This window comes from Marinobacter sp. THAF197a, assembly GCF_009363275.1.
GTDB lineage: Bacteria > Pseudomonadota > Gammaproteobacteria > Pseudomonadales > Oleiphilaceae > Marinobacter.
This window is the reverse complement of sequence record NZ_CP045324.1, coordinates 3,693,977-3,708,447: the sequence shown is the minus strand read 5'-3', so window position 1 is coordinate 3,708,447 and position 14,471 is coordinate 3,693,977. Positions and strand designations below refer to the sequence as shown.

The following is a 14,471-nucleotide window of genomic DNA, read 5'->3' as shown; positions in this document are numbered from 1 at the left end:
GTCGGCCTCTTGTTATGTTCTCAGGAAGTTGCGCAGCAGTTCGTGGCCCTGCTCGGTCATGATCGACTCAGGGTGGAACTGCACACCTTCAATGGGCAGGGTCTTGTGGCGCACGCCCATGATTTCCTCTATGGAACCGTCTTCGTTGCGGGTCCAGGCGGTGACTTCCAGGCAATCGGGCAGGGTGTCCTTGTCGATCACCAGGCTGTGGTAACGGGTAGCCTGCAACGGATTGTTCAGGCCCCGGAACACGCCTATATCATTGTGGTACACCGCCGATACTTTGCCATGCATCACCCGCCCGGCGCGGATGATATCGCCGCCGTACACCTGGCCGATGGACTGGTGGCCCAGGCAGATGCCCAGGATCGGCAGTTTGCCGGCGAAGTGGCGAATGGCGTCCATGGAGATGCCTGCCTCGTTGGGCGTGCAGGGGCCCGGGGAAATCACCAGCCGCTCAGGATTCAGGGCTTCGATCTGCGCAATGGTGATTTCGTCGTTCCGGTATACCTGCACGTCTGCACCCAGCTCCGCCAGGTACTGCACCACGTTGTAGGTGAAGGAATCGTAGTTATCGATCATCAGCAACATAATCTGTTCCTCCGCCTCAATGGTCGTAGTCGTTGTAGGTCATGGCCACGGCACGGAAAATCGCGCGGCCCTTGTTCATGGTTTCTTTCCATTCGAGGCGGGGAATGGAGTCTGCCACCACGCCGGCGCCGGCCTGGATGTGCAGGGTGTTGTCCTTGATCACTGCAGTGCGGATAGCGATGGCGGTGTCCATGTTGCCGTTGAACGACAGATAGCCTACGGCGCCGCCGTACACGCCACGCTTCACCGGTTCCAGTTCGTCGATGATTTCCATGGCGCGGATTTTCGGGGCGCCGCTGAGGGTGCCGGCGGGCAGGGTGGCGCGCAGCACGTCCAGGCAACTGGTGCCCTGTTTCAGGCGGCCGGTGACATTGGAGACAATGTGCATGACGTGGGAATAGCGCTCCACAATCATCTTGTCGGTCAGCTTCACGGTGCCGGTTTCCGATACCCGGCCGGCGTCGTTGCGGCCCAGGTCGATCAGCATCAGGTGCTCGGCGATCTCTTTCGGGTCGGCCAGCAGCTCTTTTTCCAGGGCCTTGTCCTCGGCATCGGTGGCGCCGCGTTTGCGGGTGCCGGCGATGGGCCGAACGGTGACTTCCTCGTCCTCCACCCGGGCCAGGATTTCCGGAGAGGAGCCGACAATGTGGAAGTCTTCCAGATCCAGGAAGTACATGTACGGCGATGGGTTGAGCACGCGCAGCGAACGGTAGAGGTTCAGCGGCGGTGCCTCGAACGGGATCGACATGCGCTGGGAGATGACGGTCTGCATCACGTCGCCGTCCAGGACGTAGCCCTTGATCTTGTCTACTGCCGCTTCGAATTTGTCCTGGCTGAAGCCGGAGATAAAGTCGCTTTCGTCCACCACCTTGCCGCGCAGATGTTCCGGGGTGCGCGGGGCGTTGGCGGTCTGGCGGTGCAGCTGGCTTTCCAGTTCGTCGATGCGGGCCTGTGCTGTCTGGTAGGCACCGTCAATTGACGGGTCGGCGTGCACAATCAGGTGCAGCTTGCCCCGCAGGTTGTCGAACACCACAATTTCATCCGACACCATCAACAGGATATCCGGGGTGCCGATTTTGTCAGGCGGGCAGCTGTGGCGCAGGCGTTTCTCGATGTAGCGCACGGTGTCATAACCGAAGTAACCCACCAGGCCGCCATTGAAACGGGGCAGTTCCGGCAGGTCCGGGGCGTTGAACCGTTGCTGGTAGTCGTCCACGAAAACCAGGGGGTCGGCCACTTCGGCCTGTTCAACCACCTCGCCGTGGCGGCTGACCTCAATGCGATGGTCGAAGACTTTCAGCACTTCCCGGCAAGGCAGTCCAATAATGGAATAGCGGCCCCATTTCTCGCCGCCCTGTACCGATTCAAACAGGTAGGAGTATGGCCCACTGGCCAGTTTCAGATAGGTGCTGAGGGGCGTGTCCAGGTCCGCCAGTACTTCGCGGTACACGGGGATACGGTTGTAGCCGGCTTCAGCGAGCTCGTGGAATTGCTCGGGTGTCATGGTTCGGTTTCCTGAAATCTAATCTGCGTTTTGTCAGAACGGTGTTACACCGCTGTGACCGGTGGTGCGGGCAAACAGGCATGCGCTATCCGCCCCGTGGCTTGCTCAGCCGGTGCGCCATCGCCACCATCGTGTTGCGCGGGTTGTCAGGATGCCTCGCGCTGCAGTCAGATTCAGTCCCTGCACGGCAGGAATCTCCCGAATGGATGTGTTCAAAGTAAAACGTCCTTGGGAGATTACAAAAGCTCGGCCAGCGAATCAACAACAGCATCTGCGCCGAGGCTGTCTACCGGCCCGCCAAAGTTGTAGCCATACCGCACGGCTACGCATGGGATGCCCGCGGCCAGGGCGGCTTTTACGTCGGCTTTGGAGTCACCAACCATCACCGTGGTGCCCCGTGTGCCGCCCAGTTGTTCCATGGCGTGCACCAGGGGCGCCGGGTCCGGTTTCTTTACCGGCAGGGTATCGCCGCCAACGGACAGTTCAAACCACCGGTCCAGGCCGGTTTTCTCCAGCAATGGCTGAACAAATTGGTCCGGCTTGTTGGTCACCACGGCCATCCGGCAACCCAGGCCTTTCAGGTGCTCAAGGCATTCGTTGACGCCGTCAAACACCACCGCATGACGGCCGTTCAGTTGTCCGTAGGCGTGGTAGAAGATCGCCAGTGCATCGTTGAAAAGAGCATCGTCTCTGGGCGCAGCGGGTTCCCAGTCGGTTTGCCCGGCCAGGGCACGACGCACCAGTATAGGGGCACCATTGCCCACCCAGTTGCGCACCTTCTCAAGCCCGGCCGGGCTCCTGCCGAGGTGTTCCAGCATCTGGTCTACCGCAGCGGCCAGGTCGGGGGCGCTGTCCACCAGGGTGCCGTCCAGATCAAACAGGGCCACGCCCGGCCAGCGGGCGTTGAACAGACCTTTCAGGCTCATCCGCCAATCACCTTGCGGGCCTGCTCCAGTTCCTCGCGCATGGCGTCGATGGTGGCCTTGTAATCCGGGGTGTTGAAGATGGCAGAGCCGGCCACGAAGGTGTCGGCGCCGGCTTCGGCGATTTCCCGGATATTGTCGGTTTTCACGCCGCCGTCGATTTCCAGGCGAATGTTGTAGTTGCTGGCATCAATCTTCTTGCGGGCTTCCTTGAGCTTGTCGAGGGTGCCAGGGATGAACTTCTGGCCACCGAAGCCCGGGTTTACCGACATCAGCAGCACCATGTCGAGCTTGTCCATCACGTAATCCATGTGGCTCAGGGGCGTGGCGGGGTTGAACACCAGCCCGGCCTTGCAGCCGCCGTCGCGGATCAGTTGCAGGGAGCGGTCTACGTGGTTGCTGGCTTCCGGGTGGAAGGTGATGTAGCTGGCACCGGCGTCAATGAACATGCGGATCAGGTCATCCACCGGGGAGACCATCAGGTGCACATCGATGGGTGCAGTCACACCGTGCTTGCGCAGGGCCTCGCACACCATGGGGCCGATGGTCAGGTTGGGGACATAGTGATTGTCCATCACATCAAAGTGAACCACGTCGGCACCAGCGGCCAGTACGTTGTCGACTTCCTCGCCCAGGCGGGCGAAATCAGCGGAGAGAATGGATGGGGCAATCAGGTAAGGGTTCATCAAAGGCTCTCTTGATCAGGTGAGTTATCGGCGGCACAGGAACCCTGCTAGTCTATCAGTTTGCTAGGCATTTTCGCAGCGCGAGGTAAGCGGTTTTGATCACAGGTCGAGCAGGTATTGGGGTTCTCTGGTTGCTGTTGGCCGGGCTGGCATTGACGGTATCGGCCCAGGAGAGCGAGCCGGAACTGGGTCAGGGCACACAACAGGCTATGGAAAGCAGGGCGACGGCGGTGACCGGCCTGGGCGAGTGGTCGTTGGGCCGGATGTTTCCTGAGCGGGCGGTGTGGCTGGATCTGGACGACGATAGCCGGGCACTGGCGCTGTTCCAGCCAGAGCTGAAAACACCGGCACGTGGCGCGCTGATTGTGCTGGCAAACGAAGGGCAGACCGCGGCTGAAGGTCTGGCAGGCGGGCTTCTTGATACCCTGGCGGAGCGTGGCGTGGCAGTGATGACGCTGGGGCTTCGGCCGCCTCCGGAAAGTGTGGTTCGGCGCCGACAACAACGGCTGGTGCCAGAACCTCAGGAGCCAGCTCCGCCTGAGGATGACCAGCTGCAATCCTCGGTGATGATTGACGTGGCTGAGGAAGAAGCCCTGGAGGAGGTGATGTCAGACTACCGCAACTCTATCCGCGAGCTGCTGGATGCCGCCGCTGGCGAGCTGCAGCGGCGCGGATACGAGCGCCCGGCGGTGTCGGGTATTGGCTGGTCGGCCGATTATGTGACGGCCTGGGCACTGGGCCAGGGGGCGTTGTCCGGGGTGATCTGGCTGGCGCCACGTTTCTCCGGTGAAAGGTTGCCGGAATTGCCCGCTATGTTGTCGGCAGACAGGCCGTGGCGGGTTCTCGACCTGCACGCCATGGATGACGCCGGCCGGCATCCGGCGGTTGCGCGGGCGGCTGCCCTGGCGCGGGAGCAGGTCAGTGGTTATCGGCGCCAACCCATGGCATTGTCAAACCCACCACAACGGGCCGATGCGGAGCGGGTGGCCAGCCGGATTCAGGCCTGGATGAATCGATGACCGGGACAGCATCGGCGGCGCAACATCTGATTAAAGCGGCCGGTGGCGCTGCTTGATCAGTTCCCAGGCCTGCCGGTAGCGAAGCAGTCGATCCTTGGCCATGGCCAGTTCTGATGGTGTCAGTTTCTGCTGGGCGAGTTTGTCTGGATGACATTCGGACACCTTCTTTCTGTAGGTCCGTTTGATGGATTCCAGGTCGTCCCGTCGGGTCACACCGAGGATCTGGCAGGCCTGTTCATAGGTATCCGGTTTGGCTGCAGGGCCGGCGTTACGGATCCAGACTTTGCTGGCGTAGCTTTCAAAGATGTCGTCGCTGACCGCCACGGGCAGGCCGATGTGGTCGATGGCATCTTCGCAGCGGTAGCGCCGGGCTTTGCCGGGCTGGCCCAGTACCTGGGCACCGTGGCACAGGCAGATGGCCGTCTTCAGGGCTGGTCCGGGCCATATCGCTGCCAGCAAACGGAACAGCAGGCCCTGCCTCAGGGGTAGCTGGCTGGCGGCCTTGCCCCGCTGGAACTGGTCAATCGCTTTCTTGCGTTGGCGGTTGGAAAGGCCAAGGGCTTTCATCAGGGCCTCGGCGTAGCGGATGTCTGCTTCCATCACCCGGCCATCGGCCTTGGCAATGTAGCCGAGGAAAAAGAACAGGGGTTTGCGGCACCAGCGCGGCAGCCTCGCTCTCTCCATCAGGGTGCTGGCCTGGTGCCCGCAACTGGACAGCTCCTTGAGCAGGTCGGAGAACACCGACTCCAGTCTGGCGGGTAACGGTGGCGTGCTGGCTTTGCTCATACCTGTCGCCTGCCGTCGGCGAGTTGCCTGTTCAGCTCGTCCAGTCTGGCCGGGGTGCCAACATCCACCCAGCGGCCACCATGATAGAGGCCTCGAACCTGATGGCTTGCCATGGCCTTGCGAAGCACCGGGCCCAGCTTGCCGGACGTGTCATCCAGGCCATCAAACAGCTTCCGGTGCAGCAGGCTGATACCGGTGAAGGTGAGTTTTCTGCCGCCGCTTGTGGTCAGGGCGCCATCGGCTGCAAGGTGAAAGTCACCCTCCGGATGGTGCTCGGGGTTATCCGTCATCACCAGAAGCGCACGGCAGTTATCCTGTTCCGGAGGCTGCAAGTCCGATAACGAGACATCGCTCCAGATGTCACCATTGATCACCAGAAACCAGTCTTCTCCCTGGTCGGTAAGCAGTGGCAGCGCCCGGACGATGCCACCGGCGGTTTCCAGCGGCTCGCCTTCGGCGGAGTAGCGAATGCTCAGGCCAAACGGTTTGCCATTGCCCAATTGCTGCTCTATCTGTTCCCCGAGCCAGGCGTGGTTGATGACGACGTCGCGGAAGCCCGCGTCACGCAGGTGTTCCAGGTGATGAACGATCAGCGGTTTGCCACCGGCTACCAGGAGTGGTTTCGGGGTGGTCAGGGTCAGCGGGCGCATGCGTTCGCCCTTGCCGGCGGCCAGGATCATGGCTTTCACTGCTGGCTGCTCTCCTGCCCGGGAACGGGGCCAATACGCTGTTCAATGGCGGGCAGTACGCGGTCGCACAGCCATTCATGGAAGTGTCGGAGCGCCGGTTGCCGGGCGCTGGCGTCTCGCAGGTAAGAAACGGTGCGGGGGATGTCGTCCAGGTACCCTGATTTACCATCCCGGATTGCCAGGCGGGCAAAGATACCGGCGGCCTTCAGGTGCCTTTGCATGCCCATCAGCTCAAACCATTGCCGGAAGGTGTCCGGATCGGCGCGATGCAGGCCGGCCGCGAGGCTGGCGGTGCGGAAATATTCGAGCCAGTCGGCGATCTGGTGTTCGGGCCAGCGCACATAGCAGTCTTTCAGCAGGGAAACGACATCGTAGGTGACCGGTCCGCGCACTGCATCCTGGAAATCAATCACCCCCGGGCGCTTGCAGCCGGCAAGTACCAGCAGGTTCCGGGAATGGTAGTCCCGGTGCACCGTGACCTCCGGTTGTGCCAGGGCGCTCTCCTTCAGGAGCGCAAAGGTGGTGTCCAGCAGTGCCCGTTCCTGATTGCTGAGTGTCAGTTGCAGGTGTTGCTCCAGCAGCCAGTCGGGGAACAGCGCCATCTCCCTGTCCAGCAGGGCTTCATCGTAAGGTGGCAGCAGGTAATTGCCCGGCGAGGACACCTGGCCGATCCTGACCAACTCATCCAGTGCCTGCCGGTACAGTGTCTCGGCGTTGGTCTGGGCCAGGGCCGGCAGCATCAGGTGGTCGCCAAAGTCTTCCAGCAGCAGGAAGCCCAGGGCCAGGTCTTCAGCGGCAATGGCGGGTACCATAATGTCCTGCTGGCGCCAGTGTCGGGCGATGGCCACAAACGGCCGGCAGTCTTCGTGCTCGGGAGGGGCATCCATAACGATAAACGGCACCGGGGTTTTGCCAGTGGTGCTTTGCCAAACCCGGAAGTACCGGCGGAAGCTGGCGTCACCGGAAACCGGCTCGGGGCTGGCAGTTTCAAAACCGGGTATGTGCCTGACCCATTCGGTCAGCCGTTGCAGGCGGATATCCATGATGATGCTGCGCTTCCTGAGTTCAATGACTGAGTGCAAACGTTAGCAGAGCAGTATAAAGAGCGTAAAACGGATTTGCAGCGGTGTTTCCGTTAACAAGCCCGTGGGGCGCGTGTAAACTAGGCAGCTGTTTTTCTTCAAGCCCCATTCACCCGGAACAGGAACTTCGCTACCGTGCCCAGCCGTTACCGTTACCTGTCGTGGCCCCAGCACCGGTTCGCCAGGCTCCTGTTGGCAATGGCGCTTTTGCCTGTTTCCGGTTTAGTCGGTGCTGAGGAGCAGGCTCCCAGTGCGGCGGAAATCGACTGGCGCCCCCGTAGTGAGCTGCCGCCCGAGGTGAGGGATCGATTACCGGTATTTTGTGAAGGCGGATACCTGCCATCGTCGGCCGCTGGCGGCCAGATGCCCTTGCTGTCCGGAGCGGAGACCGGCGGGGCACCGCTGGAGGCCAGCGCCCTGAACGCCCGCTATGAGCTGAATTCCGAGTTGTTCCTGCAGGGCGATGTGCGCCTGCGCCAGGGTGAATTCCAGGCTACAGGTTCTGAAGCCCGTTATAACCAGCAAACGGGGGAGCTGGACCTTGTCGGTCCGCTGGTCAGCCGTGGCGACGGGTTTTTACTGACCGGCGACAGCGCCCGTTACTCGGTGGAGTCCGGGCAACTGGACATCAACACCGCCACCTTCCTGCTGCATGACGCCGAGATGCGGGGCCGGGCATCGTCGTTGTCCCGGGTGGGGGAGCACCAGGTGCTGATCACCGATGGCATGCTGACCACCTGCGGGCCTCATCAGAACGACTGGTCTATTGTCGCTTCCGATATTGCCCTGGATCAGGAGGAAGGATTTGGCACCGCCCGCCACGTTCGCCTGGAAGTGTTGGATACCCCGGTGTTCTACTGGCCCTACATCACCTTTCCCATTGATGACCGCCGCAAGACCGGTTTCCTGTACCCCCAGTTCGGTTCCTCCAGCGCCGGCAGTGGCGGCTATCTGGCCTTACCGTATTACCTGAACCTTGCACCTCATTACGATGCCACCCTGACACCCCAGTACATTCATGGTCGTGGGCTGTTTACCGAAGTAGAAGGGCGTTACCTGAGCCGCTTTGGTGAATCGGTCCTGCAACTGGGTTATATCGACAACGATTCCGCCTTCAAGGCTGACAATCCAGGCGAGGGTGGCGATCGCTGGGCACTGGATTTCACCACCCGGGCCCGGTTTGGCGGGGGTTGGACCGGTTACGGGGACTACTCGGTGGTCTCTGACCAGGACTACCTCAGTGACCTCAACCGCTCCCTGGAAATCGATCAGGCAACGCACCTGCAACGTCGCGGGGGTGTGCGTTATTCCGGCAATAACCAGTATTTCGATGCCTACCTGAACGGTTACCAGACCATCCGGGACCGGATCGCCGATGTCGACAAGCCCTACGCCCAGTTGCCGGAGATTCTCTACGCCGGAACCGGCGAATTAGGGCACGTCGAGGCCAATCTCGAGAGCCAGTACACCTGGTTCTATCGCGACAACGAGAATCTGACCGGCCTGGACCGGGCCAACGGCCAGCGAGTTCGGGCCATTCCGGAACTGGCCCTGCCTGTGCGCAGGCTCTGGGGTTTCACCCGGCCGTCGGTCAGTCTGGATTACACCCGCTATGACCTGGAAGATTACACTCAGGGCAGCGGCAGCTTTGACCGAACGGTGCCGGTGTTTGAGTGGGATAACGGGCTGTACTTTGATCGCCGCTCCAGCCTGTTCGATGTGCCGTACAACCAGACCCTGGAGCCCCGGCTTTATTACGCCTGGGCCGATGCCGATGCTGACCAGAATCACATCCCGGACTTTGATACCGGGCTCAAGAGTTTCCGCTTCGACCAGTTGTTTGAGCGGGATCGCTTCACCGGCGGTGACCGGGTGGGTGACGCCAACCAGTTGACCGTCGCCCTGACCAGCCGGTTCAATGACTTGGTGACCGGGGCGGAGCGAGCAAGGGTCAGCATCGGACAGGTGCGCTATTTCGATGATCGGGAAGTGGACCTGTTCGGCCTGGGTGCCTCCGACAGAAGCCGCTCACCGCTGGCCGGTGAGCTGGTATTGAATCCGCTGGAGAATCTGGAGATTCGCAGTGCCGGCCTGTGGGACCCCGACACCCAGCAAACCGAAGAAGGCCGAAGCCAGCTAATCTTCCACTCACAGGATTATCGTTACCTGGCCACCCTGGGCCACACCTACAGCCGACCAGACGAGCTGGAACAGAGTGATGTTGGTGTTGTTTTCCCAGTGACCAACCGCGTCAGCGGGATCGGCCGCTGGGTTTATGATTCCGGCCTGGACCGTACCGTTGGTACCCTGGCGGGTATTGAATACAACAACTGCTGCTGGAGCGTTCAGGTAGTTCACCAGAACTACCTGACGGACGATGAACAGCTGGATAACCGTGTGCTGTTCCGCATTGAACTGAAAGGGCTCGGGGGTAGTGGTGGCGCCTCCGACAATATTTCTGATGCCATCTACGGCTATGACGAACGCGAGCGCCGCCGTTTTGGAACTCCGCGCCGTTAAAACGAACCAATGTCATCAGCCAGCCTGTTCTGAAGGCCTGGCTGGGAATGTACACATCAAGAGGTGATTATGAAGGCGACGTTACGCCACGGACTGACACTGCTGCTGACCATGGCCATGCTGGCTGTGTCGGTTTCTGCCCACGCCGAGCGACAAGTGCTGGACCGGGTGGTTGCCATTGTGGATGACGATGTCATCCTCCAGACCGAACTGGATGCGCGGGTGAATACCATTGTTGGCCGTCTCAGCGCCCAGGGCACCGGCCTGCCGCCCCGGCAACTGCTCGAAGAGCGGGTATTGGAACAGCTGATTTCCGAGTCTCTTCAGTTGCAGATGGCGGACCAGATGGGGATGCGCATCAGCGATAACGAGCTGAACGAGACCCTGGCTAATATTGCCCGTAGTAACGGCTTGAGCCTGGAGCAGTTTGAAGAGCAACTGGCGGAAGAGGGCGTTACCTACCAGCAGGCCCGGGAACAGATCCGTAATGAAATGTTGTCTGGCCGGGTGCAGCAGCGCCGGGTTGGCAACCGGGTCCGTATCACTGACCGGGAGGTTGAGAATTACCTGCAGGCCCAGGCCGGCCGGGGGCCGGATGCTGAGGAATACCGCCTGGCTTATATCTTTATCCAGGTAGATGACCCCGGTAACGAGGATTCCGTTGAGCAGGCTCGCGCAAAAGCGGAAAACCTGCGCCAGCAGATCATCGATGGTCGCGACTTCCGGGAAGTGGCGGTTGCCGAATCGGATGCCGGAAACGCCCTTGAAGGCGGCGATATGGGCTGGCGTACAGAGAGCCAGTTGCCATCCCTGGTTGCGCCGGTGGTGCCGAACATGGAAGTAGGCGTGCCCTCAGAGGTGCTTGAGAACAACAGCGGTTTTCACCTGGTGACGGTGATGGACAAGCGTGGTGGCGAACAGCTGACGGTGATCCAGCAGCACCGGGTGCGTCATATCCTGATTCGTCCCTCCCAAGCGGTAACCGAAACCCAGGCTGAAAACCGCATTCGCGATATCTACCAGCAATTGCAGGACGGCGCGAACTTTGCGGCCCTGGCCCGGGAGTTGTCGGATGACCCGGTGTCCGGCTCTGATGGCGGCAACCTGGGTTGGGTCAGCCCCGGCCAGATGGTTCCGGCTTTCGAGCAGGCCATGATGGAGGCCGATGTAGGCGAGATTTACGGGCCGGTGCGGTCCCAGTTTGGCTGGCACATTCTTCAGGTAGAAGAGCGCCGGCAACAGGACGTGACTGCTGAAAACCGGGAGTCCCAGGCCCGGCAAGCTATCTACCAGCGCAAGTTTGAAACCGAACTTCAGAACTGGCTCAGGGAAATTCGCGATGAAGCCTTTGTCGAGTTCAAAGGGGACTACGCCGATCTGAACCCGGCCAGTGAGGAAAACAACGCGTCATGACGACACCGGTGATTCTGGCTTTGACCGCCGGCGAGCCAGCGGGCATCGGGCCGGAACTGTGCCTGCAACTGGCGCTTGAACCGCGCCAGACTGGTATCGTGGTGGTGGCTTGCAAAACGCTGCTGGCAGACCGTGCCCGGCAGCTTGGTCTGGTCGTAGAGTTACACGACTGGCACCCGGGCCAGACGCCAGACACCCGGGCTGGCCATGTGTCGGTGTGCCATGTGGAAGGCTGCGCGTCTACAGTCGCGGGCCGGTTACACGCCGGCAACAGTCAGTATGTGCTCGATACCCTGACCACCGCCGCCAGGGGCTGCCTGAACGGTGATTTTGACGGTATGGTGACCGCGCCGGTTCACAAAGGCGTGATCAACGAAGCCGGAATCGCGTTCAGCGGCCACACCGAGTTTCTGCAGGAACTCTGCGGTGTTGAACGGGTGGTGATGATGCTGGCTACTGAGGAATTGCGGGTGGCGCTGGTAACCACCCACTTACCCCTGAAGGACGTATCTGCGGCCATTACCCCCGAACGGTTGACCCAGGTAACGCGCATCCTCAACGCCGACCTGAAAACCTTCTTTGGCATTGAAAAACCACGGATCCTGGTGGCGGGGCTGAACCCACACGCCGGCGAGGGTGGCCACCTGGGCCGGGAAGAAATCGAGGTGATCGAGCCGACCCTGGATAAACTCCGGGCCGAAGGTATTAAACTGACCGGCCCGCTGCCGGCCGATACCCTGTTCACCCCACACTGGCTGGATAACGCTGATGCCGTGCTGGCCATGTACCATGACCAGGGCCTGCCGGTACTGAAATTTCAGGGCTTTGGCCGGGCCGTTAACATCACCCTGGGCCTGCCCATTGTCCGTACCTCGGTAGACCACGGCACCGCCCTGGACCTGGCCGGCACCGGCAAGGCCGACGCCGGCAGCCTGCACACCGCCATTCGCGTAGGCGAACACATGGCCCGCTGCCGCCGGGCGGCTATTGCCGGAGAGTCATCATGAGTAACCATCCGGGCCACAAGGCCCGTAAACGTTTCGGCCAGAACTTCCTTCATGATCCGGGCGTGATCGAGAAGATTGTCCGGTCGATCAATCCGAAACCGGACGATGCCATTGTCGAAATCGGTCCTGGTCTCGGTGCGATCACCGAAGAGATTCTGGCGGTTAATCCGCGCCTGCAGGTGGTGGAGCTGGACCGGGACCTGATTCCGGTGCTGCGCACCAAATTCTTCAATTATCCCGAGTTCCGGATTCACGAAGCCGATGCCCTGAGTTTCGATTTCAGCCAGCTGGTGGTGGATGGTCGCCCACTGCGAATCGTCGGCAACCTACCCTATAACATCTCAACGCCGCTGATCTTCCACCTGCTGGCGCAGTCCGGGGTGGTTCAGGACATGCACTTCATGTTGCAGAAAGAAGTGGTGCAGCGGCTGGCGGCCACGCCGGGCGACAATAATTATGGCCGACTGGGTATCATGGCCCAGTACTTCTGCAAGGTGCAGCCGCTGTTTGAAGTGGGCCCGGGGGCTTTCCGGCCGGCTCCGAAAGTGGATTCTGCCATCGTTCGCCTGGTACCCCACAAGGAATTGCCGCACCCGGCCAAGAACCTCAAGACCCTTCAGGCCGTGGTGCGCACCGCTTTCAACGCGCGCCGGAAGACCCTGCGCAAGGCACTGGCGGCTCTGGTGACGGTGGAACAGTTGCAGTCTGTGGGCATCAACGACGGCCTGCGGCCGGAAAACCTGAGCCTGGCCGACTACGTCAAGATTGCCGACTTGCTGGCGGACTCCGGCCCGCTTAACGTCGAGGTAGATGAGGTAAGTAATGACTGACTACGCCATTGGCGATATTCAGGGTTGCTATGAGCGGTTGCGGGATGTTCTGGCGAAAGTGGATTTTTCGCCCTCCCGGGACCGGCTCTGGGTGGCGGGCGACCTGATTAATCGCGGGCCCGCCTCACTGGAAACCCTGCGTTACATTGAAAGCCTGGGCGACGCTGCCGTGGTGGTGTTGGGGAATCACGATTTGCACTTGCTGGCGGTTGCCCTGGGGGGCCACAGCCCGAAGCGCAAAGACACCCTGCACGATATCCTGGATGCACCGGACCATGACCGCTTGATCCACTGGCTGCGCCAACAATATCTGTGCGTGCACGACGAAAAACGTAACCTGGTTATGGCCCATGCCGGGCTGCCTCATATCTGGAGCGTGGACCAGGCAGTGGCCTGTGCCCGGGAAGTAGAAGCCGTGATCCGGGGCGGGCAGGCGCAGGAATATTTCAGCCAAATGTATGGCAATCAGCCGGAGCGCTGGTGTGATACCCTCACTGGTATGGACCGTTGGCGGGTGATCACCAACTACTTCACCCGGATGCGTTTTATCGCCGAAGACGGCAGCCTGGAGCTGGCCACCAAAGAGTCGGCGGATAATGCACCGCCGGGCTTCGCGCCCTGGTTTACCTACCCCCGGAAAGACGATGTAAAGGTGATCTTCGGCCACTGGGCTGCGCTGGAAGGCAACACCGGCAGCGACCGGTTTATCGGCCTGGATACCGGCTGTGTCTGGGGTGGCGCCCTGACCCTGATGAATCTGGATTCCGGGGAGCTGATTCACTGTGACTGCGCTTAAACCCTCAGAAGCGGTGATTCGCTGGGCTCTGATGATGGGAGCTTTGGCCGGCCTGTTGGCGGTGATGGCGGGTGCCTTCGGTGCCCACGGTTTGCGCCACGTGGTGAGCGAGCGGGGCCTGGAAGTGTTCCAGACGGCTGTCAGTTACCAGATGTACCACGCCCTGGTGCTGGTGGTAGCGAGCCTGATGCCGGCTCTGGGCTTGTCCCAGCGCTTACTTGGCGTCGCTTGCGGCTTCTGGCTCGCAGGCATTGTGCTGTTCAGCGGCAGCCTGTATCTGCTGGTGTTGTCCGGCCATCACTGGCTCGGGCCGGTTACGCCGATTGGCGGTGTCTGTTTCATGATTGGTTGGGCCTTGCTGGTTGCGGCGGCCCTGAAAAAGTAACGGAGGTGATCCGGACCATGCAGGTTCAGGTAAATGGTGAGCACATGGAACTCCCCGGTGGAGCAACCATTGCGACCTTGATTGAGCATCTCACGCTGGCCGGGAAACGGGTCGCGGTTGAGGTCAACGAAGATATAGTGCCCCGCAGTCAGCACCCGAGTTTCACCCTGAGCGATGGCGACCGGGTGGAAGTGGTGCACGCTATCGGCGGCGGTTAAGTTTGCGTTCAGCTGAACGCGT

At 61.0% G+C, this 14,471-nt stretch carries 15 protein-coding genes; 8 read left to right on the top strand and 7 right to left on the bottom strand.

Annotation, left to right across the window (positions count from 1 at the left end; translation table 11 throughout):
* Window positions 1-12: 12 nt before the first annotated feature.
* The 4 genes from FIV08_RS17210 to rpe form a co-directional block, all read right to left on the bottom strand.
* Complete coding sequence (locus FIV08_RS17210; protein ID WP_152439224.1) at window positions 13-591, bottom strand: aminodeoxychorismate/anthranilate synthase component II; 579 nt, start codon at window positions 589-591, stop codon at window positions 13-15.
* A 16-nt stretch (window positions 592-607) separates the two neighbouring features.
* Window positions 608-2,095: an anthranilate synthase component I gene (trpE, locus tag FIV08_RS17205; protein WP_152439223.1), complete on the bottom strand. Its 1,488-nt coding sequence runs from the start codon at window positions 2,093-2,095 to the stop codon at window positions 608-610.
* Window positions 2,096-2,331: 236 nt separating this feature from the next.
* Window positions 2,332-3,021 (bottom strand): phosphoglycolate phosphatase, encoded by a 690-nt coding sequence (locus FIV08_RS17200; protein WP_072676163.1) that lies wholly within the window; start codon window positions 3,019-3,021, stop codon window positions 2,332-2,334.
* Window positions 3,018-3,704, bottom strand: a complete 687-nt coding sequence (gene rpe, locus FIV08_RS17195) for a ribulose-phosphate 3-epimerase (protein ID WP_072676164.1) — start codon at window positions 3,702-3,704, stop codon at window positions 3,018-3,020. Before rpe ends, FIV08_RS17200 begins: the two co-directional genes overlap by 4 nt.
* Before the next feature lie 95 nt (window positions 3,705-3,799).
* On the opposite strand from rpe, the gene FIV08_RS17190 reads away from it, so the two are divergent.
* The gene (locus tag FIV08_RS17190) at window positions 3,800-4,723 is read left to right on the top strand and encodes a DUF3530 family protein (RefSeq protein ID WP_152439222.1); all 924 of its coding nucleotides are present in this window, start codon (window positions 3,800-3,802) and stop codon (window positions 4,721-4,723) included.
* Between the two features lie 30 nt (window positions 4,724-4,753).
* On the opposite strand, the gene FIV08_RS17185 is transcribed toward FIV08_RS17190, so the two are convergent.
* The 3 genes from FIV08_RS17185 to FIV08_RS17175 are packed head-to-tail and all read right to left on the bottom strand — an operon-like array spanning window position 4,754 to window position 7,241.
* The gene (locus tag FIV08_RS17185) at window positions 4,754-5,509 is read right to left on the bottom strand and encodes a DnaJ domain-containing protein (protein WP_152439221.1); all 756 of its coding nucleotides are present in this window, start codon (window positions 5,507-5,509) and stop codon (window positions 4,754-4,756) included.
* Window positions 5,506-6,198, bottom strand: coding sequence for an N-acetylmuramate alpha-1-phosphate uridylyltransferase MurU (gene murU / locus FIV08_RS17180; RefSeq protein WP_152439220.1), 693 nt, complete (start codon window positions 6,196-6,198; stop codon window positions 5,506-5,508). Before murU ends, FIV08_RS17185 begins: the two co-directional genes overlap by 4 nt.
* A complete protein-coding gene (locus FIV08_RS17175) occupies window positions 6,195-7,241 on the bottom strand; it encodes an aminoglycoside phosphotransferase family protein (protein ID WP_152439219.1) in 1,047 nt (348 codons plus the stop codon). The genes murU and FIV08_RS17175 overlap by 4 nt, the downstream gene beginning before the upstream one ends.
* Window positions 7,242-7,478: 237 nt before the next feature.
* On the opposite strand from FIV08_RS17175, the gene FIV08_RS17170 reads away from it, so the two are divergent.
* From FIV08_RS17170 to thiS, 7 genes are all read left to right on the top strand, one after another.
* Complete coding sequence (locus FIV08_RS17170) at window positions 7,479-9,800, top strand: LPS-assembly protein LptD (protein WP_152439700.1); 2,322 nt, start codon at window positions 7,479-7,481, stop codon at window positions 9,798-9,800.
* Between the two features lie 69 nt (window positions 9,801-9,869).
* Window positions 9,870-11,213, top strand: coding sequence for a peptidylprolyl isomerase (locus tag FIV08_RS17165; protein ID WP_061330773.1), 1,344 nt, complete (start codon window positions 9,870-9,872; stop codon window positions 11,211-11,213).
* On the top strand, window positions 11,210-12,220 hold the full coding sequence (gene pdxA, locus FIV08_RS17160; RefSeq protein WP_152439218.1) for a 4-hydroxythreonine-4-phosphate dehydrogenase PdxA: 1,011 nt from the start codon (window positions 11,210-11,212) through the stop codon (window positions 12,218-12,220). Before FIV08_RS17165 ends, pdxA begins: the two co-directional genes overlap by 4 nt.
* Entirely contained in the window at window positions 12,217-13,050 is an 834-nt protein-coding gene (rsmA, locus tag FIV08_RS17155) for a 16S rRNA (adenine(1518)-N(6)/adenine(1519)-N(6))-dimethyltransferase RsmA (RefSeq protein ID WP_072676171.1), read from the top strand. The genes pdxA and rsmA overlap by 4 nt, the downstream gene beginning before the upstream one ends.
* A complete protein-coding gene (locus tag FIV08_RS17150; protein ID WP_152439217.1) occupies window positions 13,043-13,846 on the top strand; it encodes a symmetrical bis(5'-nucleosyl)-tetraphosphatase in 804 nt (267 codons plus the stop codon). Before rsmA ends, FIV08_RS17150 begins: the two co-directional genes overlap by 8 nt.
* 31 nt (window positions 13,847-13,877) lie before the next feature.
* On the top strand, window positions 13,878-14,231 hold the full coding sequence (locus FIV08_RS17145; protein ID WP_058091642.1) for a DUF423 domain-containing protein: 354 nt from the start codon (window positions 13,878-13,880) through the stop codon (window positions 14,229-14,231).
* Between the two features lie 17 nt (window positions 14,232-14,248).
* On the top strand, window positions 14,249-14,449 hold the full coding sequence (thiS, locus tag FIV08_RS17140) for a sulfur carrier protein ThiS (RefSeq protein WP_058091456.1): 201 nt from the start codon (window positions 14,249-14,251) through the stop codon (window positions 14,447-14,449).
* The last annotated feature ends 22 nt before the right edge of the window (window positions 14,450-14,471 follow it).